Source organism: Francisella sp. 19S2-4 (assembly GCF_036281795.1).
Taxonomy (GTDB): Bacteria; Pseudomonadota; Gammaproteobacteria; order Francisellales; family Francisellaceae; genus Francisella.
This window is the reverse complement of sequence record NZ_JAWUZH010000007.1, coordinates 19,078-46,044: the sequence shown is the minus strand read 5'-3', so window position 1 is coordinate 46,044 and position 26,967 is coordinate 19,078. Positions and strand designations below refer to the sequence as shown.

Sequence of the window (26,967 nt, the reverse complement as noted above, 5' to 3'; positions counted from 1 at the left end):
AATGAGAAATAAAACTAACAATCAGATATATTTTTTATTATTTATAATATTTTTTAGTGTTGTTGGTACTTCAATGCCCTATGCTATTTTTGCGCCTTTATTTATTAATAATTATAGTTTATTTCCTTACGCCTCCCAAGAAATATTAAATATTGGACTGGGTTTTACTCTAGCTGTATATCCTCTAGGACAATTTATAGGAGCACCTATTATTGGTAGATTTTCAGATAAATATGGACGTAAAAAAATTTTAATAAATACACTTATCTTTTCAGCTATTGGATATTTTTTATCTTTTATTGCAATATCTAAAGGTAGTGTATTCTTGTTGATTATAACAAGATTCATAACAGGAGCTTTTGAGGCTAATTATATTGTAGTTCAAGCATTTATTGTTGATATAACAAAAAATAAGCAAAAAGACTTAGGTAAATTATCAGCAACGGCATCTTTAGCTTATGTTCTTGGCCCCATTATAGGTGCTGTATTATGTAATCATCATATAGTGTATTGGTTTGACTATGCTACACCTTTTCTTTTTGCAGCTTTTGTATCAATTATATTAATGATATTAGTGAAATATAAACTTACAGAGAGTATGCCAAAAATAACTTCAAAGAAAATAAATATATTTGAAGAATTTAGAATTATTAAAAATTTATCAAACGTTATCAGGAACGATTCAATAAAAATACTGCTATTTAGTAGTACGTTTTTATCATTATCTATTCTAACTTATTATGAATTTTATCCCGTTATACTTGCAAATAATTGGGACATGAAATCTATGACTATTGCAATATTAACAGCGATATATAGCATAAGTCTTTCTATAAGTGTGTTGTACCTTCCTTCATTCTTAAATAGAAGATTCTCATTAAAGAAAAATTTATATTTGATGTTTAGTATTATGCTCATAGGCTATCTTTTATTAATCTCTAATAATATTTATTTGGTTATTTTATAGTTTGCTCTTCTAGGACTAGCATTTGGTACAGCTAATAATTTGCAACTAGTTATGCTTTCTGATATTGCACCAGATGATAAGCAAGGAGAAATACTAGGCTTACGTGCTTCTTTATCAATGTTCGGAAATGCTATTGTATGTATATTTGGTGGATTTATTATTATATTTTCTGTTAATTTTGCAGCCCTAATAAGCATATTTTTTATATTACTAACTATTATTGGAATAACTTTTTTAAAGAATAAGAAAAGTTTAGATCTCTAAAAAATTCTTTAAGGTCTCTAATCCATTCTCTGTTAAATATGCTTCCGGATGATATTGCACACCAAATATTTTGGCTTTTTTATGCTTAAAAGCCATAATTTCTTTATCTTCAGTTGTAGCTATCGTTACTAATGGATTCTTAATCTTATCTACTATTAGTGAATGATAGCGCGTGACATTAAAGCTATCAGGAACATTCTTATATAACTTAGACTCTTCTATTTGAAAAACTCTAGAAGTCTTACCATGATATATCTGTTTAGCCTTTATTATATTAGAACCATAATATTGAGCTATTAGCTGATGACCTAAGCATATACCAAGTAAAGGTATATTATTTTGCTCACAGTACTCAATAATTGAGTATTTATCTTTTAACTCATTAGGATGCCCAGGTCCTGGGCCAATTACAATATGGCTATACTTTGTGATATCATCTATTTCCTGATCTGTCTTTTTAACACATACTTCATAGCCAAGATAGGTCATATAATCAACAATAATATTTGTAAATGAATCATAATGATCAATATATAAAACCATATTAAACCTCTAAATATGCTGGTATCAAACCTCTGACACTATTGAGAAGATATATCGAATCCGCAGATTTTAAGTCATCTATAGTCAAACTTTTAGGCTTTAGATTTTTTTCAATTATCATAGATTTTCTAGCGACTCCATCTAAGACTCCATCATCTTGTTTTGGTGTATAGAACTGCTTATCTTTTTCTATAACTAGATTATGAAATCTTGTCTCTGTAATATAGTCATTTTCATTTAAAAATATAAGCTCAGAATTTTTTTTTGTAGCAATATATTTATTATGCATTTGAGTATAAAAACCACGCGTAGAATCATGAGTTGTCTTATATTGAAATAATTTATTTTTAGAATTTATCTTCTCTGGACAAACTATCAGCTTAACAGGACCTATAAAACTCGTATCAATATGACTATGTTCAATTATTATAGATCTATCATAGTTATATTCAAGACGCACTTTATACTCTTTATTTTTGTTTAATTTCTTACAATAGATTTCTAACTGTTTTTTAATATCTTCTATATCTATATCAAAAAAGAATCGCTTAGCTGATTTTTCAAGACGTTCTAAATGTAAATCTAAATATTTAAATCCATCACAATAATAAAGACTTTCAATCAAAGAAAAGCTTGGCTTATATATACTTTTAATGAATCTTATCTTGGTATCCATTTCATGCCATTCCGATTCTGCATCAGAATATACAGTTATTCCACCACCTACACCTATTTGCAGATTATTTTGATATTTTTGAATAGTACGAATAGCTACATTAAAACACATATCATTATTGGGTAAAATATAACCAATGCTTCCTGTATAAACTCCTCTTTTTTGTCTCTCTATTTCTTTTATTAACTCCATAGTTCTTTTTTTAGGAGCTCCAGTTATAGAGCCACAAGGAAATAAACCATCTAAAACTTTCCTAAAAGATATTTGTTTATCAACTTTAGCTGATATTTGTGAAGTCATTTGCAAAAGATTTTTATACTTTTCTATTGAAAAAAGATTATCCACCTTAACTGTATGAGTATTTGCTATGCCTGATAAATCATTTCTTAATAAATCTACGATTATTAAATTTTCAGCTTTATTTTTATCACAAGATTTTAGCTCTTCAAAGATTTCTAAATCTTTTTGATCATTACCACTAAGTCTAGCAGTACCTTTCATTGGCTTTACTATGATTGTCTTATCTTCTTTTTTAAAGAAAAGTTCAGGAGAAATTGAAACTATATCAGGATTTAAAAATGGTAAGTATGCTGCATATTTTACTGACTGGCTCTGTTTTAGGCTAGTATACAATTCTTGGGCATCAAACTCAGAAGTAGCATAAATATTTTTAGTTAAATTAATTTGATAGCTTTCACCATCAGTAAGAGCTTGTTGTACTTTTTTGAATCCTCTCAAATAGTCTTCATAACTAAAACTATCTATCATTAAATCAATAGGCTTAGCAATACAGAGAGACTTAGTAATAATATTATGGCTAAAGGTTTTAAAAGCTACAAAATGAAGTAATTTACCATCATTAGGAGAACGTAAATGTTTTAGCTCATCTTTTAAATAATAACCTGCTTCGTAACTAAGGTAGCCTGCTAAATATAACCCTTGTTGTTGAAGGTTTTCTAGCTCATAAAAAGCAAACTCTAAAGACTCTTTATCATAAGCTACTACTTCTTTAATAGGATTATAAAAATAATAACTTTTTTTACTAGTTAAAGTATCTTCAAATATAGCAAACTTAGGTATATTAGAACTCATAATTTATCTGTTCTTTCAGTTTTTTTCTATCTGTCTTACCTGTTGGTGTTATTGGAATCTTATCTATATAGACAATGCCATCTAACATCTTATATTGTGATAAATATTTAGCAAGTTTATTATTTATGTATTCTAATGAATACTCTTTCTCTGCAACTAAATATGCCCAAATACTTTCACCCCATATTTTATCGTATTTACCTACAACAACACAGCTTTTAATCTCTGATATTTTTAAAATGGATTGCTCTAATTCTATAGGTGAAATATTTGAGCCTCCTTTTATTATAATATCCTTATATCTACCATAAAAAGTAAGCTCATATTTTTGACTATCAAAACTACCTATATCTCCAGTTTCTAACCATTCTTGTTTATTATTCAAAGGAAGTATATAGTTTTTGATAAAAATCTTACCATAATTACTATTCACAAATTTGTCTATTCTTACTTTAGTATCTTTAAAAATTTTTATAGTATTAGAATTTTTATCGGATAAATTTTGTCCATATCCAAAGACCTCTGTCATACCAATACCATTTAATAAAGGTATACCTAGTTTTGTCTTAACCAAATTATTTAAAGATTCGGATGCTACATCTCCAGCAACACTTAAATAATGTAACTTATTATTTTTATTAATATATTCTTGAACTAAGAAATAATACATTGTTGGTAATAAAGCTAAAGCTGTCACATTAGATTCATTAATAACTTTAGCTACTAATTTAGGATTAAATTCTCGAATAACTGTAATATCTAATCCCATAATCAATGCTGGTAAAAGCTGATAAGAAAAAGCAAATGCATGATTTATTGATAAAGCTATTAATAAATGATCATCTTGATTAAGACCTAGATCATCAACCCTATTTTGAGCATATTTTATAATTTGATTAATATTATGCTGGTGCTTTTGGTAAAAACCTGTAGTTCCTGAACTAATATGAGCTGTTATTACTTTTTCAAACATCTTATAATTCTGTGTTTTAGGTATACTCTTAAGAAATTCTATTTCATCTTTAATATATAGTATTTCTAATTCATTTAATTCTAATTGACACAATTTATCTGTTATAAATAGCGAGTTTTCTTCTAATATACCTCCAAGCTCCGCATCAACCAATCTAGGATTTATTGGAACAAAAAAATCTATATCTGCTATCCAACTAGCGATGTATAGAGTAATTGATAATGGTGAGTTTTTTAAATTAGAAAAAACTTTTCTATAGCTATAAGATTCTAGCAATCTTGCTAAATCATAAGATTTGCTTAAAAGATCTTGATATAAAAACTTATTTTCACCAAAAAAAAGCCCTTTACTTTTATGATGATTTTCAATATTTTCAAAAAATTTTTTAAGTTGACTCATTTTTGAGTAATTAATTATTCAAGTGCTTGCTAATATGATATATTAAATTAAAATTTTATATTTAATTCTTTTAACCAAATGCAACAATCTTTATTTTTAAATGAGCTTGAGATCTATGTTAGTCTAGGATGTTCTGAAGAAGAGCGATCTTATAAACAAATGATCAGGCTTGATATCGAACTAGAATTCAATCAAAACTATTCTGCTAGCAATACTGATAACTTAGAAGAAACTATTTGTTATTACACTTTAAGAAACAACATTCAGAGCTTCTGCGATAATATTAGTTGTAATCTTATCGAATACTTAGCAAAACAAATATTTCTTTTTATTCAAAATAGTTACAATGATGTAAAAGTTAAATATTTAAAACTTATTAAAGCCCCACCTGTTTCACAGATAAAAGTAGCTAGTTTTATTATTAGGAACTAGTATGCAATATATTATAGGAATTGGGACAAATATAGGTTTTACTATTGAGAACATTCATCTAGCAATAGATGCTCTAGAAGCATTACCAAATATTAGAGTTATAAGAAAAGCTAGTTTATATAGTAGTAAAGCTTTACTAAAAGAAGGAGCTCCTAAAGATTGGGATATTATTTTTTTAAATACAGCTGTAAAAATCAGCACTACCCTCAATCCACAAGAGCTTTTAATTATATTAAAAAATATTGAGAAAAATATTGGTAGAGATCTAAATGCTCCTATTTGGTCGCCAAGAATTATTGACTTAGATATTTTAGCTGCTGAAGATTTCATTCTAGAAGCTGACAACCTCTCAATTCCTCATAAAGAATTACTCAATCGTAATTTTGCCTTAGCTCCATTATTAGAGCTATCTAAAAATTGGCATCACCCTAAAAAAATTGATATAGACCTAAGTCTAAGATTAAAAGAGCTTGATCCAATTGAAAAACTGAAGCAATCTCTTTCAAATACTATGCGTATGGGTATTGTAAACTTATCTGATCAATCTTTTTCAGATGGATATTTTGATAATGATAAACGTAAGTTAAATTTAGAAGAACTTATAGACAATGGCGCTGAAATTATAGATATAGGGGCAGAATCAACTAAACCTGATGCTAAACCAATATCAATAAATGAAGAGTTTCAAAGACTTGATACATTTCTAGAATATATTAAATCAAATCTTACAAATTTAAAATATAAGCCTTTAATTAGTATAGATACTCGTAAATTAGAAGTAATGCAGCAGATCTTAGAAAAGCATCATGATATTATCTGGATGATAAATGATGTTGAGTGTAATAATATTGAGCAAAAAGCTAAATTAATTGCAAAATATAACAAAAAGTATGTAATAACACATAATTTAGGAATAATAGATAGAAATCAATATCTTGATAGAGATAATGCTATAGATGAGATCTGTAAATATATTGAACAAAAGAAAAATATTTTATTAAATTACAATTTAGCTAAAGAAAATATATTTTTTGATGTTGGATTTGGCTTTGGTAAAAAAACTGATACTGCTAAATATTTACTAGAAAATATTATTAAGATAAAAGAAAGACTAAATTTGAAAGCGCTAATTGGTCACTCACGTAAACCATCAGTTTTAGGGCTTACAAAAGATATAGATCTAAACACTTTAGATAAAGCAACAAGAGAGCTTTCACGAAAGTTAGAAAAATTAAATATTGAAATTATAAGAGTACATAAAATTTAAAAGGAATTAAACTATGACATATCATCCAAGTTTAGAAGCAATATTAGATACTCCTGAAGTTCGACGAATAAAAAAGTTAGATTTAAGAGAGCAGCGTGAAATCTTTAAAAGTCTATCTATTGGTCAAATTAAAAGAATTCCTCGTCCTGATATTCTCGAAGAAGATATAAAATTAGAGAATAATACTATACTAAGACACTATAGGTCTAAAAAGCCAAATGGTAAAGCTCTGCTTTTTATTCATGGAGGTGGATGGTCTCTAAATTCGATTGATACTTATGATCATGTATGTCGTTATCTTTGTGATCAAGGAAATTTTGATATTTTCTCACTTGCTTATGGTTTAGCTCCTGAGCATAAGTACCCTAATGCTATTGAGCATGCATTATTTGCTTATGATTGGTTATACCAAAATATTAGTAACTACAAGATTGATCCTAAAAATATCTTTGTAATGGGAGATAGTGCTGGAGGAAATCTTGTCACAATTATTTGTCATGAGCGTCAACAAAATATGCCTAAAGCACAAGTACTATTTTATCCTGCTGTTGATATGTATACAAAATATGAAAGTAACCATAAATATGATGAATACAAATATCATCTTACTGCAGAGTGGTGTGAAATGATGCTTAAAGCATATCTTGGTGATGAGATTATGTCTCAACCTAAAAAACTTAGAGAGCCTACAATATCTCCTTTGTTTTATGAAGCAACAAAGCAACCTGATACATTAATCGTATCGGCTACTCATGATATCTTAATTGATGGAGTTTATGCTTATGAGAAAAAGCTTAAAGAACAAGGAACTTTAGTTGAAACTCATTATGATGATGAGATGTATCATGGTTTTATGACTACAATTGGAATTAGCCCTTTGCCAAATGCTAAAATAGCTCTAGATAAAGTTGTAGAATTTGTTAATAATAGATAAAAAATAATTTGATATTATGACTCCAGTTTTTAAAACAAGGAAAAAATTTGGTGAGCAATCAGAGCAGTTAATAGCAAGATTTAACGAGCTCCCAGCCTTTGTAGCGACAGGAGGCGAAATAGTTTTTGTATCAGATGATTTTCTTGAGGTTCATCTAAAATTCAATCTAAATGAAAATACTAAAAACTATCATGGTACAGGTTTTGGTGGGGCTATATATTCTTCTTTAGATCCCATTTACCCTCTTCAACTATGCGAGATTCTTGGTGATGATTACGTTGTATGGGATTTATCTGCAAATATAGACTATCTTAAGCCAATTACCGAACATGTATATGCAAGATTTTTATTGTCTAAAAAAATTATTACTACTATAAAGCAGGATGTTTTATCTAACAATAAAGCTATAATTAGTCTACCTGTATGTTATGTAGATTCTAAAAAAAATATCTATGCTAAAGCTACGAAAACTATATATATAGCAGATAGAGAATATTTTTATAAAAAAAATAAAATTAATAAGTCATATTAGATAACTATAATATTTCTGAGTTTATTACTTTATGAAGTATCTAAAAAAGAATAAATTCTAAATTCTTTTCTAATAAATCGTAAATTAAGTAATTATTGTTAGTTTTATATTATTATAAACACTACTTATTTACTAAGCATTTTATTTCTTTCAGCTAAAGCTTGATTAACTATTTTATTAAACTTCTCATAGCTACAGTAAGTTTTATTATCACATGCAGGAATCTTAATATCTTTACCATTATAAGTTATGTTTACTACATAATTATTATGAACTTTGAATAATTCAAAATTCATATATGAAGCATAGTGTGGATTTGTATATATAGGATCACCAAGAGCGCTCATTACGATTGCAATAGTCGTATCATGTCCTCCATAAACAATATATTTAAGCTTATTATTTTGATTATTAATTTTTGATGATAAATACTTATTTAAATTATCCAAGAATGGAGATCCAAGTAAATCTCCAATATTTTTCGGACCAAGCTCATATAACCCTGCCCAATTAGTTAATGGATAATATTTATTATAAGTTTTCATACTAATACCTTTTGGGAAAGGCACATTGTAGATAGTACGGACATGTAAATCATCAAAAAGTCCACCAGCATCAGAAAGATTTGTTATTTTATATCCTGCAATTTTTGACCATTCATCTAACTGTTTTTCAGATACTTCACCGTTATATTTTTTCCATACTGCTTGTGTATGGACTTCTTTTTCTGCAAGCTGATTAAATACTTGTGATTCTTTTCCAGAGCCAATATCAAATACTGGAGCATTCGGCAAAGTAAATATAGGAATAGGATTTAATGCACCAGGCAATGCAGGTAATCCCGAATCTAACTTTGGACCAGTTCCAAGAGGATATAACCCATATAAGAATGATTGAGTACTCACAACTAGTCTATTTTCCTGTCCTGCCAATGATATAATTGTTCCATTAGAATATGTCTTTGGTAAAAGATGATATTTATTCATATAAAGTTGTCTTATATATTTCCCAAGCTTATATTCTTCTCTCATTCCAAGAGGTGTTAACTCTCCATCCCCTCCTTTCCATGAATAACTATATTGAGGATTTCTAATTGGCATCCATGGAGTTCTATCTCCATGCCTGATCAAAGTCGCAGCAAATACAAGCTGACCATTAGATATGGTGTCATCTTTTTTTACTGGTGTAGGATTATCTAAAGAAAATCCTATAGATAAACCAAATAAGCTAGTTACTAACAACGTAGAAACTTTTTTTAAATTCATTTTAACTTCCCTTTACTTAAAATTTATTTTCTTATCTCTCACTAAAAATAAGCTTATAACCATTAATTATCTTAGATAGGATAAAAAATCTTCTTAAACATACTAATAAATAAATCATAAAATTTGCTATACAACAATATAAAACAAGTTCTAATTAATATTAGCTAAGCTGTTTAAGAGCATTTATAATTGCCTGCTTTGTAACTTTTTTTAAGTAAATGATATCATCTGGCTTTGAATTTAAAGGTGGTAGCCAATAAAGTGTATTACCAAGTGGTCTGAGTAATGCGCCTAATTTAATAGATTCTTTATAAACATCAAAGCCAAATCTATATTTATCTATATCTAAATCCGCGGCAATCATACCTCCAAGATTTCTAATATTCTTAAAGATAGGAATTTCTTGCTGTATTTCTAAAAAGCAGTTATACATTAGAGTTTCTAATTCTATTATATTATTTAATATATTCTCTTGTTCGAAAATATCCAAAACACTATTTGCAGCTACAACTCCTAAGATATTGCCACTATGAGTATGTGAGTGTAGAAATGCTTCGGAAACTTTATCTTTATAAAACATATCATAATATTGATTTTTTGTCAGAGTTACACTAAAAGGTATCACTCCAGATGTAATGCCTTTTGATATACATAGAAAATCTGGAGAAGCATCTAGATAATCTAATGCAAATAATTTACCTAACCTTCCAACACCCGTCATAATTTCATCAAAAATAATATAAATATCATTTTGCTTACACCAGCTACATAACCTATTGAGATAATCTTTACTATATAACAACATACCTCCAGCTCCTTGACATAGAGGCTCAACTATTAGCACATTTATACTTTGTTTATTTTCTTCTAAAAATTTTTCTGTCTTATCCCAATGATGTTTTGCATCCTCCCACAGAGGATCTGTTTTACTATTTACATATGGTAAATCTTTTATAATTAGACTATCAAATAATAAAGGTTTATATGGCTCTGAATATAAACCACAATCACTAACACTCATAGTTGCTAAAGTTTCACCATGATAAGAGTTTTCAAGACAAACAAACTTAGTTTTATAGGTTTGATTTCTAAGTTGACGTAAATGTATAGTCATCTTTAAAGCAATTTCAACAGCACATGAACCATCAGCTGCATATAGTGTTTTATCCATTGATGTTAGTTTGCATATTCTATTACCAAAATACTCAATTTCATTATTGGTTGTATTAGCAAATATTGTGTGTTCAAACTTATCAAGCTGATTCTTTAATCTATTTACGATATATGGATGCCTATGTCCTAAAGATTTACACCACCAACTAGATATAGCATCAAAAAGTTTTCTGTTATCTTTTGTATATATATAACTACCTTCTGTTTTATTGATATTCAAAGGAGGAACTTTTTCAAAGTCTTTCATTTGTGTACAAGGGTGCCATATATTAGTGTTATACTTCATTGTAAACTATTATTATATTTTTTGGTTGACATAAATTATATACAAGATATACAATAATTTACAACCTAAAGTTATCAACCATACAAACATGAATTTAGAACAGATTAAAACAATTTATGATAAGCCTCTTACAGAATTAATATTTAATGCTCTAGAAGTTCATAAGAAAAATTTTAATAATGATATAGAGCTATGCTCATTAAAAAGCATAAAAACAGGAACTTGTCCTGAAGATTGTAAATACTGCCCTCAAAGTGGGCATTACAATACAAAAATACAGAAACATAAGCTCCTAGATATAGATAATATTTTAGAAGAGGCAAAACAGGCGAAAGCTAGTGGTTCAAAAAGATTCTGCATGGGAGCAGCCTGGAAAAATATACCTAAGAAAGATTTAGATAAAGTTACTAATATTATATCTGAAGTAAAAAAGCTAGGATTAGAAACATGTGTAACTTTAGGTAGTATAAATCCTGAAGAAGCGACAAAATTAAAAGAGGCTGGTTTAGATTATTATAATCATAATTTGGATACTTCAAGAAGGTACTATCCTGAAATAATTTCAACTCGAAAATTTGATGAAAGAATCGAAACTATAAGAAATATAGCTAATGCAGATATCAATGTTTGCTGTGGTGGTATATTAGGAATGGGAGAATCCCTAGATGATAGACTTAGTTTATTATTGGAGTTATTAGAATTACCATCACCACCGAAAAGCATTCCAATCAATACTTTAATACCTGTAAAAGGGACTCCTCTAGGAGACAAATATTCAGAAGCACAGATTGATAATATAGAACTTGTGAGATTTATAGCAACAACTAGAATTCTTTTCCCTGAAGCTAGACTTAGACTATCAGCAGGTAGAGAAAATATGTCTATAGAAACGCAAACATTGTGTTTTCTTGCAGGTATTAACTCTATTTTTTATGGTAATAAACTTCTAACTGAGAATAATGCTACTGTAAATTCAGATAACTATCTATTATCAAAGCTGGGGTTAACAGCTTAATCTAAAATCATGCTAAATCTAGAAAATAAGTATATTCAGTATCAAAAAGATAACTTATTAAGGGAGCTAAAAGCTAGCAATATTAATACAGATAAATCCATTATTGATTTTACTACTAGTGACTACTTAGATTTATCTAAATCCATTAATTTAAAACAATGTTTAATTGACGGTTTTGACAAATATGGTTTTGGTAGCAAAGGATCTAACATTGTTTGCGGATATACAGATGAGACTAAAGAGTTTGAAGTAGAATTTGCTAAATTTGTTAATTATCCTAGAGCTATATTTTTTAGCTCAGGTTTTATGGCAAATCTAGCTATTTATTCAACTTTATTTGATAAAAGCCAGACAATATTTGCTGATAAGTATATTCATGCCTCTATTATTGATGGTATCAAGTTGTCACAAGCAAAATTAAGAAGATATAAACATCAAGATTTAGATCATCTAGAAAATATTTATAATAATAAAAGTTATATAACTACTGAAGGAGCTTTTAGTACTTATGGAACAGTTAGTAAACTAGATAAAATATCAAATATAGCCAGAGGTAAATTAATAGTTGATGAGGCGCATAGCTTTGGTATTTTAGGCAAATGTGGTAAAGGCTCTATAGATAAGCATAGACTTAAACATACTGACTGTCCTATCAGTATCCTTCCTTTAGGTAAGGCTTTTGGTGGGGTTGGTGCTATGATTTGCACTACAAATAGCATTGCTGAATACCTAATCCAATTTGCTAGAAACTATATTTATACTACAGCCCTACCCCCATTAATACTAAAAACTTCAATATTACAATTAGAAAACTTAAAATCTGCAGATAACCAAAGACTGACTCTTTATAAGAATATAGATCTCTTTAATCAATTATGTAAACACAAAAATTTAGAGTTATTATCAGATAATATATCTCCTATTAAAAGCATATTAATAAAGGATAATAACTTAGCTATAAACTTGAAAAATAAACTTTATGATAAAAATATTATAGTCTCTTGTTTTAGATATCCAACAGTTCCTAAAGGCCAATCCCTTCTTAGATTTTCATTACATTCTAGTAATACATTAGATCAAATTCAAGAAGCTTTAGAAATTATCTCTAAGGAGTTAAATTATGGATATATATAATAAAGTCGAAACAAATTTCTCTAATGCAAACCAGTATACACAAAAAAGTAGTATCCAGAATAAAGTTAGACAACTACTTTTAGCAGAAACTTTAAAATACTCAAAACTACCAAACTACAATCATATACATAAGATATTAAACTTAGGAGTTCGAGACCTTTCAGAACCTTTCGAACTAAATAGAGCATTCAATCCTAATAAAATTGATATTGGAGATATTGCTCCCCCACAAAATTCTAATAGTATAAAAAATCTAAATACTTATAAACTTAACTTTGATAAGGATTTAGATATAGTTGCTAATGACTATGATTTAATATTTTCAAATATGTCATTTCAATGGAGTCAAGATTTTAAAAACTTAATAGAAAATATCGCAAGTAAACTAAATAATCGTTCTATTTTAGCTTTTAGTACAATTTTGGATGATAATTTTTATGAATTAAAAGATATCTTACGTATAAATAGTATGTATAATAAATCATCTATCTTAGAATTTATCAAAAAAGCTAATCTAAACTGTCTATACGATAATAGCTTCTATATAAACCAAAACTTCAATAGCTTTAAAGAAGTTATTAATCATCTTAAATCTACAGGTGTAAATACATATACAGGAAATAAAGCCAATCATAATTATAAGAAAATAAAACAACTATATTCTGATAAGAATCAGTTTAACCTTAGTTATCATATTGGCTTATTTATTTGTTTTAAGGAATAAAAATATGAAAAAAGTTTTTATTATAGGAACAGATACAGATGTTGGTAAAACATATGTCTCAATTAACTTAATCAAGGCTTATGAGTCACAGAATATTAAATCTATCTGTTTAAAACCTGTAGCATCTGGTAAAAGTAAAAGATCCAATTTATGTGAGGATGTTGAGAGTATTGCTCAAGCATACAATTACAAACTCTCTCCTCATGAAATTAATCTAATATCATTTAAAGAAGCTATAGCTCCTCATATAGCTGCAGCAGAGTCTAATACTAATATATCATTAGAAAACTTAGAATCATTTATTACTAATAATTATTGCAAAGATCTAAAAATGCTCTTAGTCGAAGGGGCTGGAGGATTACTAACGCCATATTCTAATCAAATAACTCAGTTTGATCTAATAAAAGCTTTAGAAATACCAGTATTATTAGTTTCATCAATAAAAGTTGGCTGTATTAATCATACTTTACTAACTATTAATGAACTTAAAAGACATAATGTCAAACTAGTTGGTTGGGTAGCTAACTGTAATAATCAAAATATTAGTTTTATAGATGAGCAGATAGAAACTATCGAAAAGTTTTCAAGATATAAATGTATTGCAAAAATAACTCAAAATGCTAATTATTTAGAATTTATAGAACTATCTAAGATACTAATATCTCCTGAGGAAAATGAATAAGAGCCATTATTATTTTCAATAATTATTTCACCAATACCTGATAAACCTTTATATTTACAATTAGTAAATTTTTTATCTGCTAATATCAATGTAAACTCTTTATCCTTTAGATAGTTTAAATTTTCATAATTTTTCTTAAAAGAAGAAAATCCTTCTTTAGTGAAAATAATTAAGTCTTCTCTTATAGTATTTATTATTTGTATAAGTAAGTTTGTCCGATTAGCATGTCGATTAGATTCTAATTTTATTGAGGTCCAGTTTTTTGTGATATCTTGATTATTACGCATATTTACATTTAAGCCAAAACCTATGAAAAGCTTAGCCCTATCATTTATCTCGGCTGAAATATTTATTATTACTCCGCCTATCTTCTTATCATTAATGTAGATATCATTAGGCCATTTTAGCTTAGCATCTAAATTCAACCTATTTAATACTTTAGTTATACTTATAGCTATTACTAAAGATAAACCATTTAGTTTAGATATATCAAGGTCAACTATCTCAACTAATGTACAGTAAATATTTTTACCAAAAGGAGATATCCATTTTCTATTAAATCGACCAAAACCATCTGTTTGATGTTCGGTAATAACAATTGCGTTATCTTTTAAATTCCTCTGATTCTCAATAGCATATTTTGAAGTAGAATCTATGGAATAAAAATAATTTACATTTTTAAAATCTTTTTCAAGCTCATCTTGATTAATTAAATCAAGCTTTTCATCAAGTAAATAGCCTATCTTTGAGTTAGAAAATATATCTATCTGATAATTATCTTTAAGTGATTTTATATTTTTTGATATAGCAGCTCGGGATATTCCTAAATTATCTGCAATATCTTGACCACTGACGTATTTCTTATCATCTAAAGAATTTAAGATTTCTATCTGGGTTTTATTCATATGAAATTTTTACTTCTATGCTTAGCTACTTTTATTTTACTATAAATCTTTACATCTATCTAAGTAAACAGCTGCTGCGCCAAAAATTTGGAAGTCCCCTGCTGTTTCTGACCATTCAATTTTGATTTTTTTAATAGATTTAGTAAATGCAAATGTTTGTATTTCCTCCCACATTGTATTTTCAAAATATTCTCTAGCTGAAATTATAGATCCTGCTAATATAATTACCTCTGGATCTATTGTGTACATAATGGACTTTATAGCAACACCTAGATGCTTGCCAAACTGTTTATAAATATCAATAGCATCTTTATCATTATTTTTAGCTTTCTTTAAAATTTCTGTGCCATCAATACCTATCTTTTTTATAAAGAATTGGCCACTACAATAGTCTTCTAAAATTCCATCTAAATAAGGTAGCATTCCAAACTCACCAGCACCACAATTATAGTCTTTTAGTAAAGAGCCATTATTTATTATCCCTCCACCAATACCTGTACCTATTGTAATCCCAACAAAATTTTCATATTGCTTACCTTTACCATAAAGCCTCTGGCCAATAGCAAAACAATTTGCATCATTATCTATAAAAACAGGCACTTTAAATTCTCTTTCTAGAATCTCCTTCAAATGAATCTCTTTCCAAGACTTTATATTTTGAACATCATACACAATGCCTTTTTCTCTATCAGCAACACTTGGTATACCTACACCTATACCTTCGACATCTTTAGAAAAAACTTTTGAAATAGTATCAATTACAGCATCTATAACGGATTGGGCATCATACTCAGCCGTCTCTGGAATCTTATTTAAATATGACTCTAATAGGATATCTCCAACTATTCTTCCAGCATTTATTTTAGTGCCGCCAATATCAACACCAACAATAGTTTTATTTATCATACTCTCTTTCATCATAGTTACTTCTAATTATTTTTTTGATAATAGTTCTTTTAATTTTATAGTCTTATTATCTACTAATGGTTTTGCTGTTATCGAAACATATAGCATAAATATAATAGTAAGGTAAACAAAACACATTCCTATTCTTAAGCCAAAAAAATCTCCTATATTTCCAACAATTAATGGAACTATCGCTCCACCTATTATGCCTGTACAGAATATTCCAGAGATTGTTCCATGATGCGATTTTAAAGAGTTCATTCCCAATGAAAAAAGCCCTCCATACATAATAGATGTCAAAAAACCACAAACTGGGAAGAATATTAATGAAACATGTGCAGAACCAAACAATGCTAAACTTAAAGATATTAACTGTAACGTTAGAAATACTTTTAAAATATTTTTAACATTATAGAGTTTTAATAGTACTATCCCTAATATTCCACCTACACATTGCATAATCCAAAATAAAGCTACTGTAGTATTTCCTACTGTATCAGTATTAAATCCATGATACTCATTTAGGAATTTTGAAATCCATACGCTAATACCTTGCTCTTGTCCAACATATGAAAATATCGCTAAAAAATATATCAAAACAATTTTATTTTTAAGCAGTTTCTTCACAGTAGCAAAACCTTCTAACTTCTCATCGGCATTTAGTTCAACTTTGGGAAATTTGATTATGCTAATAAAAATTACTAATAAAAACATCACAATAGCATTAAACCAATATATGGCAACCCAACTAAAGTTTGTAGCTACCAACTTATTAAAGAATATTAAAAAGTAGTTACTATCTCCATGATAAGGCAAGTTTATGACTAAATAAGATAATACAAATGGACTAACAAAAGATGCAGCTCCAAAAAATACCTGTTGTAATACTGAGAAAAAAGAATAATTTTCCTCTCCTCCAGCCACTCTGAGTAAAGGCCAAAAAGCTACCTGTAAAATAGCTGCTGCTGTCCCAACAGTAAATAAACTTACGATATATGTTATATAGCTTACCTTAAGGCAAAATAATATTGATCCTAACGATCCTAATAAAAATGCAAATAAAATCATTTTTTTTGAACCATATCTTTCGAGCATATATCCCGCAGGAATAGAAATAATATATGCTATAAAAAAAGCAAAAGGTAAAACTCCTGCTTGAGATAGTGTTAGATGAAGATCATTAGTTGCATCTGGAATTATAGGTCCTAGAATATTGGTTACAAACGATACCGCAAAAAAACCAAGCATCACAACCCATACTATTAAATAATTTCTTTTCATATATTAAGCTTATCCTTTTGATGTTAAGGGAGATAAAACTATAAAATGTAACTAGATTACATTTATAAAATATCAAAGACAAACAAGTTATCCATATAAGAATTATAGACTCTAAATACTACTGTGTAAATTATACTTGTTATAGGCTAAATACTATTTTTCATAGTTCTATAAATCCCTAAAGATCCTAATGTACCTGCTACAACTAATACTAAAGTATATAAAGCTAAACCTGAAATACCATATTTTGCTGTAAATATACCAGCCAATAGAGGTGCTGCTCCACTTATTCCATTACCTATACTATAACTAATAGCACATCCTGTAGCTCGCCATTCATTATCAAATACTAGCGCAAAAAATGGAGATACTGCCCCTTGAATAGCTGCCATAATAATACAAAATATTAAAATAGCTAAGAAACTTATAATAAAATTATTGACTGCTATTAACATAATTAATGGATAAAATAATAAAACTAAAGTTATTAAAGCTAAATAAAAGACTTTTATATAACCATATTTATCTGCGATATAACCAAACACTGGATAAAAAATACATGCAAAAAATAGTACTATACTATTTAAAAATAAGGCTCTACTCTCTGATATATGTTGATATTCAATCTGGTAGTTAACAAGATATGTAAAAACCATATAATATAGTGAAGCACACATGCATGTTATTAATGAAACTACTACTATTTGCTTATATTGCTTAAATAGTGCTACTACCAATTTTGTTTGTTGTTTTTGTTTTGAAGGTTGCTCAGTATAATTTTCATTTCTATTTATATATATGTAAGTAGCAAATAGTAAACCACTTGATATAAATGGAATTCTCCAAATAAGCTGATTATGATTGGTAAATATAACTTCAGAAAGAGTACCCATTATAGAAGCTAATAAAAATCCAGCTGAAGATATAGCAAAAATAATTCCAACAGATAATCCCGCATTTTCTTTTGAGCTACTTACTCCGAGAGTTATTAGTGTAGGAAACTGTCCACCTACAGATAAGCCTTGTATCACTCTTAATATAATTAATAAGATAGGCGATAAAATCCCTATACTAGAATAGTTTGGTATTAGACCTATTAATACTGTTGATATACCCATGGCGACAGTACATGCATTTACAACATACGCATAACTAAAGATATCAGCTAAATATCCCATAATTAAAGCACCTAGTGGCCTGATAACAGTACCAATAAAGAAAACTGCAAAAGTTAGTAGTAAAGATAACTGATGATTTTCTGTAGGAAAAAAATTAGTCGATATAAGTGTTGCAAAGTAAATATATAATGAAAAATCATACCATTCTAAAATATTTCCATATGATATCTTTAGAAAAGATATAGTTTTATAACTCATAGTAAAAAACATTTTTTTTCAATTTTACTAAATTAGTATACATAACCGAAAATGTGATTTATACGATAAAGTAAAATAAATTTACATTTCTAATTACCAAAAAATATGATTTACGATTATAATAAACATTAACAATATACACATTTTGGAATTAAGAATGAAAATAGAAGATGTTAAGAAAAACGTTTTTTCAATGCCTTTAGTTTCACCAACAGCAAATAGAATTGCTTATAAATTCACAAATAGAGAATACTTTATTATTGATTATTTAGCAGATATTGAAGTTTTAAAAAAATATGTCCCTGAGCCACTTAAACCAACTGGTCTTGTAAAATTTGAATTTATGAAAATGCATGATGCAAATGGATTTGGTAGTTTTAATGAAGCTGGTCAACTTATTGAAGTTGAGTTTGAAGGTAAAAAAGGTCTATATTCGCATATTATGCTTCTAGATAATCTACCATCAATTGCAGCTGGTCGTGAAATCTGGGGTTTTCCAAAAAAATATGCTCACCCTACTCTAACTGTAGATTCTGATACTTTACTAGGTACGGTTAAATATAACAGTGTAGATGTAGCATTCGGTACTATGGGTTATAAATATGAAGAGCTAGATAAGAATGTTATTAAGAAGGCTTTAGAAGAAACACCAAACTTTTTACTTAAAACTATTCCTCATGTAAATGGTAAAGATGTAAGCATCTGTGAACTTGTTAAATATCACGTAAAAGATGTGACAGTAAAAGGTGCTTGGACTGGACCTGTTGATCTGCAAGTTTTTAATCATGTACAAGCAGCTCTTCATCACTTACCAATTAAAGAAATTATCAAAGGATCTCATTTTATTGCTGATGTAACTTTAGGATTTGGTGAAGTAGTTTTTGATTATCTAAAATAATAAAATAAAGTTTAATTCTTAGAAAAAATCAATTTTAAATATCTAGAAGCAATTATTATTCCAGCAACTATTATTATTCCAATAATAGTATATATAAGTCTTGAAATACTAATATTATATCCTGACATATGTGCTAATTTTAATAACATTGCTACAAATATGGTTAAAAAGAATACATAACTACCATAATGTTTAATAAAACAACAAATAGTAAGAAATGTTGTTATAAATAAAACTAGCCAAATAATATAAGGATTAAATAAAAAAATTGCTAAAGGTATAGCGAATAATGACCCTATTAAAGTTCCTATTAGCCTATGTTTAATAGCAGTAGAAGATCTAATAATATCAGGCTTAAAAATTAATAATACTGTCATTGGTATCCAATACCCTATTTCAATATTAAAGTATATTGAAATAAAATTACCAATTATTAGACCTAATGAAAGACTTATTGCATATAAAGTTGACTCAATATCAGGAATAATCCTTATTGATCTTTGACTATTATAGTTTTTGTCTTTTATCATTATTTTTCTATTTATAAATATGAATATAAAAATAAAGAATATAGCACCAATAAATGTTAAAAGACTGACTATTAATGAATCTGAAATATTATAGCTAAAACCAGTTCCAATTACATACATATCAACTATAAAAAGAACCCCATTAGCAAATACTAAATCAGATTTTGCTGTATATCCTATTAAAAATGAAAAAGCTAATAATATAAAAGAACTTATAATTAAATTACTAGAATAAAAACTCCCTAAAGCTGTTGCTAAACCTATCAATATTGCAAATACAATTCCTGCATAAAGCTTAAATTTTAAATTATGATCTCGTATTGAAACTTGATGTAATGTGGCAACGAAACATCCTAAAGCAGCAAATAATCCATATATATTCTGCGGATCAAATATAATTTGATATGCTGTAAAAAAACCTATTGTTAAAGCAGCTGATATACCTAAAACTAAACTTTGCTTTTGTAAGCAAATAAATTTATTTATCGACACGATTTTTCTACTAAATTTAATAAATTAATTAACGTAGAATTATATATTTAAAACTTTAAAATTGCTTTATATATCTAATTAAAAAATAAAATAATAGACTTTCTTAAACTCACCAATCTCAACGATCCATAATAAAGTAGTTTTACCCTGTTTAACATCTATTTTCTGACGAACATTATTTACCTGAATTGTATAGCTTCCACCATCTATTTCCTGCTCAAATAAGTCAACACTATTTGGAATTAGTAGCCAACTTCTTAAGTCTGCTCGTTTAGGATCAGTTTTTGAAAGATTGAATTTTAGATGACTACCTAATAATCCACCTAATGCAAATCCTTTACCATAATCATGTTTAACAGCTTCAATTACGACATTTTGTGTAATAATTCTAGGATATTCTTCTACTAAGGATTTAATAGCAAATAGTGTACCATCTAATAATGTTTCAGTATATGTATCAACTAGTGTTGTATTTCCTGTCGAGATTATTACTTTTTTAGGATCAAAAAAATTATAATTCGTTTGATATATAGGAAATCTTATTTTTTTTATACCAACATTACCAAGATCTAAAGGTATTTTTTGTGATTTTTTAACATTTACTAAACCTTGCTCATAAAAAACGACAATTCTACCCATTCCCATAGGAAATGGAGATGTTTGGCTAGCCATTGCTGATTTAAACTCATTTATAGTTTGGTTTAAATATTTATTACCAACTGTATAGTTTTGTGCTTTATATAAATCAGAAGCTGCTTTTTCATAGTTCCTAGAGACTGCTGACTCTAACATCGCTTTTAGATAATAGCTCATAGGATTACCATATGCATTAGGAATCCTTTTTGAGAAACTTATCATCTCATTTAAAGCTTTGAAATTTTCAATCCCAAGATTTGAATCTGTTATATCATTCTCTTTTAAGCTTTTCTTAGCAAGCTCTTTCATCCCATCATTAATAATTAGTTGCTGCTCATACCACCTACTTGCATTATCTAAACTATCTAAAGATTTAAGAGCTTCTTTAATATTATTTGTCTTTAAATAATTTAGTGCTTGATAGGTATATAAAAAAGTTATTTCATAATCAGGGATATTATATGCAGATTTAATATTGTAGTAACTATATGTATCTTTACTTAATAGTATTTCTTTAGTTTTTTTAAGAAATTCATCTTTATTGGTTGGTACTGATTTTAATGCTTCATTATATGAATTTATTGAATCTTGGTAACTTCCATCAAGCTGTAAAAGTCGACCTGTTTCAAGTTCATTGAGATTTTTTAACTCTTGAACATTTCCTATATCATTATTTTGTTTGAGTGCTTCTTTTAAGTTAGATTCTATAATATCTTTACGTACCGAGCTAAATATCCAAGGATAATTAAGAGAAGCAAATTCTAAGTTTGTTTTATTCTTCTTAATATCATTAAACAAACTACTATAACCATTTAAAGGTAATAGAAAGCATGCTATAAATAAAAGCTGCTTAATTTTCTTCATTCTGATAACACCAATGCCAAGGTTCATAAATAAATCCATACTTATTATTTGGTGGAAAACTCATTACAAAACCAAACTTATGAGCATTTTTTGTTAACCATTTAAAAGCGAGAGTTTTCTCAAACTCCTCTGTTAAAACTTCTTTCTCATTAGTTGTCGTTAAATCTATCGCTCTACCCGTATGATGTTCACTTTGTCCAGGTAAAGCATTCACTTTAGTAATCTCATCAAGAGTTTGACCATTCGCAAGTTTTCTATCAATAATTTTCTGCTGATATTCATAACTTCTAAAACCCGAAACTATAAATAATTCTACTTGGTCTATTTTAGCAGTCTCTTTTAGATCAAGCCATGCTTTATATGCAGCTTTTTCTAAAAATAAATCTCTACCAAAGAAGTCTTTACCTGCATGAATAAGGTCTTTACTTGGCACTTCTAAAAATATTACTTTCTCTACCATATATTATCTTCTTGTAGCTTTAATATTTTTTTCAAATATTCTTGATGGTTATTAATATCCTTAATTGTTTCATCAGCACTACGCAAATTTAGTTTAGTAAAATCAAGGTTAATATTATCTTTACTAGTTGCTTTAGCCGTTTGTAGTGTTAAATTAGTCTGACCACCAGTCATTGCAAGATATACATCTGCTAATAACTCACTATCAAGTAATGCGCCATGGAATGTACGATGATCATTACGTATTTGATACCTTTTACATAATGCATCTAGATTATTTTTTTGTAATGGATGCTTTTTTCTTGCAATATCTAAGCTATCAATAATTTTTGTGACATTATCTTCGAGAATTCCATATTTATTATTTTTTAATAATCCTAACTCCCAGTTTATAAAAGGCACATCAAAAGCAGCATTATGAATAATTACTTCAGCATCTTTTAAAAACTCTATCATCTCATCTACTTTTTCCTCAAAAAGAGGTTTATCTGATAGGAAATCATTAGTAAGACCATGTATAGCTAATGCACCAGGTTCAACTTCATAATTAGGATTACAATAAAAATGTAGAGTATTACCAGTTACTCTTCTGTCAATTACTTCAACAGCTCCAAATTCAATAATTCTATTACCAATCTTATAATCAAAACCTGTTGTCTCGGTATCTATAAAAACTTGTCTAGACATTAATATTTTTGTTAAAAAAACTTATGCTAATAATTATATCAATAGATAACTAGAAATATAATGTATAGTTCAGAGAAAGATAATTTTGTTGTTCATTAAAGTGAGTGCTACGTGAATTAATATTAGTATAATCCAAACCAAGCCAAGAGCCATAAAAAATATTGTATCTAACACCAGCCCCATATTGATAAGAATAATTTTGTGCATTTTGAAGAATCTGTGAATAATCAATATAAGGAATAAGTCTTTTATTAAAAACTGTAGCAGTATAACTGGCTTGAGTTGACCATGAAGCTACAACTCCTCCTGATCCTAAGAAACCATCATATATCAGATTAGCACTAGGCCTTACTGATCCAAAAAATGGTACTCCTGCTATATTATCGGGACTAACTGAAGAAGAGTTATTAACACCGCCAACTCCACTATCTGTAATAAGAGCCTCGGCTTCAAAGTTTATATCTGAAATTGCTAAACCATAGTTTACGTCAAAAGATCCTACATTGTTTCCATTTCTAGTTTGAAAGCCAGAAACATTAGAATATGCTGCACCAAAAAATTGATAATCACCTACAGTGTCCATTTGATAAATATATTTAGCATTTAAACTAAATCCTACGCCGCTTTTACTACCGGCATTTGTAACACCGAAGTAGTTATTTGGATTAGCATCTAGTATTACTGCATTTAAATGTAATTTATCAGTATGATAAGAAAAGTTAATATTTCCACCAGCCTGCATAAAATACGTTCGTGTTAAAGTTGGGACATAGTTAGAAACAATATCAAAGTTACCAAACATTACTGTTGAGTTCGCAACATAACCAAAAAATGGGCTCTCTGATAAGTTACCAACTATTAGATAGATTGTATTAGGTGTAACATTAAAGTCATCGCGATGATCTTGATAAAGAGTAAACCCAAGTAATGCACTAAACCATTTTGATATAGTTGAGGCTACATAAGCATTTACAGCATATGAAAACTGTTGGTTTTCTCCTCCTGGAGGTACTTTATTTAATCTAAACCAATCAATCAAGGCTAATTTAGCACCAAAATATATATAATCATCATCTAATATGCCTTGCTCTCTAGCCTGAAGCATAAATAGAGGATCTCCAGTATCTTGCTGAGTGTTTAGCATCGCATGAGAAAAAGTCTCACTAACCCGGAAACCATTAAAAAAAGATGTTTTTATTGGGTCATAATTTAATGCCTCATTGATTTTATTATCAACACTTTTCTTAGCAAGCGCCCTTTTTTCATGATCTGTAAGAGCTTCACCTTCTTTAATAGCTAAATCTTGAATGGCTTGTTGAGCAACTTTTTCCTGTTGCTCATCTTGTTGTTTTTTTTGTTCTTCATAATCTAAGGGAGCTATATTAGCTATAAAATCTTCATTAGGAAAAACTTTTCTAAATGCATTGGATTCCAACTCTCTGATAAAATCAGGTGAATATTTAGTATTAGACTCAGAAGAACTACTATTATTTGAAGATACATCACTTGCAATAGCTTTATTACATATAAAAACTATCAGAAAAGTAGTTAATGCAATAGCTATTCTTTTTAACATAATTTATTTTAAACTGGAGCCACTATTAAGACCAATAATGCTGAGAATTTGCTCCTTACTTAAAGCCTCTCCCTCTTGCATTTCAATATCATCAATTAAATTAGCTTGTTTATTCGTAACATTAATGTTTTTACCATTATCATTTACAATATATGCATAACACAAGCTAAATATAGATATTAATAATATAAAAAATAAAACTCTCTCAAGCTTCATAGTTGTTGCTTATTATACTTTTTTGACAAATTGTGATTTTAATTTCATAGCTCCAAAACCATCAACTTTACAATCAATATCATGATCACCTTCTACTAAACGAATGTTTTTAACTTTTGTACCTACTTTAATTACTTGAGATGATCCTTTTAGCTTTAGATCTTTTATTACTGTTACAGTATCACCATCTTGCAATAGATTACCATTAGAGTCGTGTATAATTAATTCACTACTATTTTCTTCGCCAAGTTGCCATTCATAACCACATTCAGGACATATTAATAGTTCTCCATCTTGATAAACATACTCAGATTGACATTTTGGACACTGTGGTAAAGATTCCATTTTTTATCCCTATACTACTTTAATAACGATAGTAGTTTAACATAAAATTAAAAATAATTTATTTTAAATGAATATCCTCATGTATAGAGCTAATACATTATCTTGTTGATTAAAGTCTTTTGCTTGTCCTTTCATATAGCTATAGCTAAAACCAACCCAAGCATCTGAAAATGCATTATATCTAAATCCAGTATTAACCATTGCTGCATAATTATCAGATGATTGCTGTATTTGTGAATAACTCACATATGGTACAAGATCTTTATTATATAAATCAAAGGTATAATCTAACTGTGATGACCAAGAATATACTCTTGAACCACTAGTTAAAAAATCTTTAGTTTGCAAACCAGGAAATATAGAAGCTGAGAAAGATTCTCTTAAATTAAACCCTGCTGAAAGATCTGTTGTTCTATCTACACCTTTATCAGTAAAAACAAATTCATTTATAAATTCGAACTTATTAATATTTATACCGAAGTTAAAATCTACAACACCTACATTATCATTATTTTGATTTGTAAAGCCTGAAACATTAGAATATGCAGCTCCTGCATACCAATAATCTCCAACTTTATCTAAATCTCGAGTATATTTTAAATTTACAGAATATCCTAAGTTTGCATTGCCATCATAGGCATTAGCAACTTGTAATAAGTTATTATTTCGTGAAGATCCTAGAAAAACAAAGTCTGCTTGTAGTCCATACTGATTATAAGAAACATTAACGTTTCCTCCAGATTGCATGAAATATAATCTAGTTAATGTAGGTAAAAAGTTAGTTGTTTCATTAAAGTTACCAAAATTAACAGTAGATAAAGCTGCATATGAATATATAGGAAATTTTTCTAAATTACCTAATATAAAAAAGATATTTCCTGGTGTTACATTCCATTGACCATTTGTTGTATAAGTATTTAAAGATGCATAAAAAGAAGTCCACTCACCAAGAGTACTTAATACATAATATTCTAAAGTATAGTTATTTACAGAATTTGAAGATAAGCCTCCCTGAGAATCTCTACCCCAAACAGGAGTAAAAGAAGCCATCCCGCCTAAATATAAATAATTATCTTTTAAAAGTCCATTTTGACGAGATTCTAGGATAAATAGTCCATCTCCTGTTTCTTGTTGAGTATTGAGTAATGCTTGTGAAAATATAACATTATTATCAATTCCATCAAAAAATGGTGGTTTAACCTTATCTAAATGTATTACGTTTAGTAATGTTTTACCAACATCAAATGTACTACCTGAAGAAAGAGATTCTCCTTCATACTCCTCAACAATATCAACAGCTGAATTATTTGCTTTGTTCTTATCAGTGTTATCTAAAGTTTTTTGAGCATTTTCATTAGAAATATCACTCGCTGCATAGATGTTATAGGTAAGCAAAAATAAGCTTATTAAAATTAAGTAAATTTTTTTCATCTATGCA

General features: G+C 28.2%; 28 protein-coding genes. 10 read left to right on the top strand and 18 right to left on the bottom strand.

The genetic code is table 11. The features are described from left to right. Position 1 precedes the first annotated feature (1 nt). The gene (locus R8535_RS02890) at positions 2-967 is read left to right on the top strand and encodes an MFS transporter (RefSeq protein WP_329496342.1); all 966 of its coding nucleotides are present in this window, start codon (positions 2-4) and stop codon (positions 965-967) included. Here the strand turns inward: R8535_RS02890 and R8535_RS02885 are convergent. Genes R8535_RS02885 through R8535_RS02870 form a run of 4 tightly spaced genes read right to left on the bottom strand, consistent with a single transcriptional unit; the run spans position 949 to position 4,914 of the window. Next, positions 949-1,164 carry a hypothetical protein gene (locus R8535_RS02885; protein WP_329496344.1) on the bottom strand — a complete coding sequence of 72 codons (216 nt, stop codon included), beginning with the start codon at positions 1,162-1,164 and terminating at the stop codon, positions 949-951. The two genes, R8535_RS02890 and R8535_RS02885, sit on opposite strands and share 19 nt — an antisense overlap. Positions 1,165-1,219: 55 nt before the next feature. Beyond that, complete coding sequence (locus R8535_RS02880; RefSeq protein ID WP_329496345.1) at positions 1,220-1,774, bottom strand: anthranilate synthase component II; 555 nt, start codon at positions 1,772-1,774, stop codon at positions 1,220-1,222. A gap of 1 nt (position 1,775) precedes the next feature. After that, complete coding sequence (gene pabB, locus R8535_RS02875; protein ID WP_329496347.1) at positions 1,776-3,542, bottom strand: aminodeoxychorismate synthase component I; 1,767 nt, start codon at positions 3,540-3,542, stop codon at positions 1,776-1,778. After that, positions 3,532-4,914, bottom strand: a complete 1,383-nt coding sequence (locus tag R8535_RS02870) for a class I adenylate-forming enzyme family protein (RefSeq protein WP_329496349.1) — start codon at positions 4,912-4,914, stop codon at positions 3,532-3,534. Before R8535_RS02870 ends, pabB begins: the two co-directional genes overlap by 11 nt. Positions 4,915-4,992: 78 nt before the next feature. On the opposite strand from R8535_RS02870, the gene R8535_RS02865 reads away from it, so the two are divergent. From R8535_RS02865 to R8535_RS02850, 4 genes are read left to right on the top strand one after another with little or no spacing between them, the layout of a single operon-like run. Next, positions 4,993-5,346: a dihydroneopterin aldolase gene (locus R8535_RS02865; protein WP_329496350.1), complete on the top strand. Its 354-nt coding sequence runs from the start codon at positions 4,993-4,995 to the stop codon at positions 5,344-5,346. A gap of 1 nt (position 5,347) precedes the next feature. Then, on the top strand, positions 5,348-6,613 hold the full coding sequence (folP, locus tag R8535_RS02860; protein ID WP_329496352.1) for a dihydropteroate synthase: 1,266 nt from the start codon (positions 5,348-5,350) through the stop codon (positions 6,611-6,613). A 13-nt stretch (positions 6,614-6,626) separates the two neighbouring features. Then, positions 6,627-7,547 carry a pimeloyl-ACP methyl ester esterase BioJ gene (gene bioJ, locus R8535_RS02855; RefSeq protein WP_329496354.1) on the top strand — a complete coding sequence of 307 codons (921 nt, stop codon included), beginning with the start codon at positions 6,627-6,629 and terminating at the stop codon, positions 7,545-7,547. A 16-nt stretch (positions 7,548-7,563) separates the two neighbouring features. Beyond that, on the top strand, positions 7,564-8,079 hold the full coding sequence (locus tag R8535_RS02850) for a PaaI family thioesterase (RefSeq protein WP_329496356.1): 516 nt from the start codon (positions 7,564-7,566) through the stop codon (positions 8,077-8,079). 125 nt (positions 8,080-8,204) lie between these two features. On the opposite strand, the gene R8535_RS02845 is transcribed toward R8535_RS02850, so the two are convergent. Both R8535_RS02845 and bioA read right to left on the bottom strand, forming a co-directional pair. Beyond that, entirely contained in the window at positions 8,205-9,344 is a 1,140-nt protein-coding gene (locus R8535_RS02845; protein ID WP_329496357.1) for a histidine-type phosphatase, read from the bottom strand. A 160-nt stretch (positions 9,345-9,504) separates the two neighbouring features. After that, positions 9,505-10,803 (bottom strand): adenosylmethionine--8-amino-7-oxononanoate transaminase, encoded by a 1,299-nt coding sequence (gene bioA, locus R8535_RS02840; RefSeq protein ID WP_329496359.1) that lies wholly within the window; start codon positions 10,801-10,803, stop codon positions 9,505-9,507. A gap of 88 nt (positions 10,804-10,891) precedes the next feature. Here bioA and bioB point away from each other — a divergent pair, with 88 nt between their 5' ends. From bioB to bioD, 4 genes are read left to right on the top strand one after another with little or no spacing between them, the layout of a single operon-like run. Next, positions 10,892-11,818, top strand: a complete 927-nt coding sequence (bioB, locus tag R8535_RS02835) for a biotin synthase BioB (RefSeq protein WP_329496361.1) — start codon at positions 10,892-10,894, stop codon at positions 11,816-11,818. A 9-nt stretch (positions 11,819-11,827) separates the two neighbouring features. Continuing rightward, on the top strand, positions 11,828-12,952 hold the full coding sequence (locus tag R8535_RS02830) for an aminotransferase class I/II-fold pyridoxal phosphate-dependent enzyme (protein ID WP_329496363.1): 1,125 nt from the start codon (positions 11,828-11,830) through the stop codon (positions 12,950-12,952). After that, positions 12,939-13,676 (top strand): biotin synthase, encoded by a 738-nt coding sequence (locus R8535_RS02825; RefSeq protein ID WP_329496365.1) that lies wholly within the window; start codon positions 12,939-12,941, stop codon positions 13,674-13,676. The genes R8535_RS02830 and R8535_RS02825 overlap by 14 nt, the downstream gene beginning before the upstream one ends. Positions 13,677-13,680: 4 nt before the next feature. Continuing rightward, entirely contained in the window at positions 13,681-14,358 is a 678-nt protein-coding gene (gene bioD, locus R8535_RS02820; protein WP_329496367.1) for a dethiobiotin synthase, read from the top strand. On the opposite strand, the gene R8535_RS02815 is transcribed toward bioD, so the two are convergent. The 4 genes from R8535_RS02815 to R8535_RS02800 all read right to left on the bottom strand — a co-directional run bounded on the left by R8535_RS02815 (position 14,301) and on the right by R8535_RS02800 (position 18,826). Further along, on the bottom strand, positions 14,301-15,263 hold the full coding sequence (locus R8535_RS02815) for a biotin--[acetyl-CoA-carboxylase] ligase (protein WP_329496368.1): 963 nt from the start codon (positions 15,261-15,263) through the stop codon (positions 14,301-14,303). The two genes, bioD and R8535_RS02815, sit on opposite strands and share 58 nt — an antisense overlap. A gap of 39 nt (positions 15,264-15,302) precedes the next feature. Beyond that, the gene (locus R8535_RS02810) at positions 15,303-16,184 is read right to left on the bottom strand and encodes an ROK family protein (RefSeq protein WP_329496369.1); all 882 of its coding nucleotides are present in this window, start codon (positions 16,182-16,184) and stop codon (positions 15,303-15,305) included. 12 nt (positions 16,185-16,196) lie between these two features. Beyond that, complete coding sequence (locus R8535_RS02805) at positions 16,197-17,450, bottom strand: sugar MFS transporter (protein ID WP_329496371.1); 1,254 nt, start codon at positions 17,448-17,450, stop codon at positions 16,197-16,199. A gap of 146 nt (positions 17,451-17,596) precedes the next feature. Next, a complete protein-coding gene (locus tag R8535_RS02800) occupies positions 17,597-18,826 on the bottom strand; it encodes an MFS transporter (RefSeq protein WP_329496373.1) in 1,230 nt (409 codons plus the stop codon). Positions 18,827-18,983: 157 nt separating this feature from the next. On the opposite strand from R8535_RS02800, the gene R8535_RS02795 reads away from it, so the two are divergent. After that, positions 18,984-19,724, top strand: coding sequence for an acetoacetate decarboxylase (locus R8535_RS02795; protein ID WP_329496375.1), 741 nt, complete (start codon positions 18,984-18,986; stop codon positions 19,722-19,724). 11 nt (positions 19,725-19,735) lie between these two features. On the opposite strand, the gene R8535_RS02790 is transcribed toward R8535_RS02795, so the two are convergent. The 8 genes from R8535_RS02790 to R8535_RS02755 form a co-directional block, all read right to left on the bottom strand. After that, positions 19,736-20,746, bottom strand: a complete 1,011-nt coding sequence (locus R8535_RS02790) for an FUSC family protein (protein ID WP_329496377.1) — start codon at positions 20,744-20,746, stop codon at positions 19,736-19,738. 78 nt (positions 20,747-20,824) lie between these two features. After that, on the bottom strand, positions 20,825-22,246 hold the full coding sequence (locus R8535_RS02785) for a hypothetical protein (RefSeq protein ID WP_329496425.1): 1,422 nt from the start codon (positions 22,244-22,246) through the stop codon (positions 20,825-20,827). Continuing rightward, on the bottom strand, positions 22,233-22,706 hold the full coding sequence (locus tag R8535_RS02780; protein ID WP_329496379.1) for a M15 family metallopeptidase: 474 nt from the start codon (positions 22,704-22,706) through the stop codon (positions 22,233-22,235). Before R8535_RS02780 ends, R8535_RS02785 begins: the two co-directional genes overlap by 14 nt. After that, the gene (dnaQ, locus tag R8535_RS02775; protein WP_329496381.1) at positions 22,700-23,392 is read right to left on the bottom strand and encodes a DNA polymerase III subunit epsilon; all 693 of its coding nucleotides are present in this window, start codon (positions 23,390-23,392) and stop codon (positions 22,700-22,702) included. The genes R8535_RS02780 and dnaQ overlap by 7 nt, the downstream gene beginning before the upstream one ends. Positions 23,393-23,441: 49 nt before the next feature. Next, positions 23,442-24,968, bottom strand: a complete 1,527-nt coding sequence (locus R8535_RS02770; RefSeq protein WP_329496382.1) for a hypothetical protein — start codon at positions 24,966-24,968, stop codon at positions 23,442-23,444. A gap of 3 nt (positions 24,969-24,971) precedes the next feature. Further along, on the bottom strand, positions 24,972-25,184 hold the full coding sequence (locus R8535_RS02765; protein ID WP_329496384.1) for a hypothetical protein: 213 nt from the start codon (positions 25,182-25,184) through the stop codon (positions 24,972-24,974). A 12-nt stretch (positions 25,185-25,196) separates the two neighbouring features. Beyond that, complete coding sequence (locus R8535_RS02760) at positions 25,197-25,529, bottom strand: zinc ribbon domain-containing protein YjdM (protein WP_329496386.1); 333 nt, start codon at positions 25,527-25,529, stop codon at positions 25,197-25,199. A gap of 63 nt (positions 25,530-25,592) precedes the next feature. Beyond that, complete coding sequence (locus R8535_RS02755; protein WP_329496387.1) at positions 25,593-26,960, bottom strand: hypothetical protein; 1,368 nt, start codon at positions 26,958-26,960, stop codon at positions 25,593-25,595. Positions 26,961-26,967 lie beyond the last annotated feature (7 nt).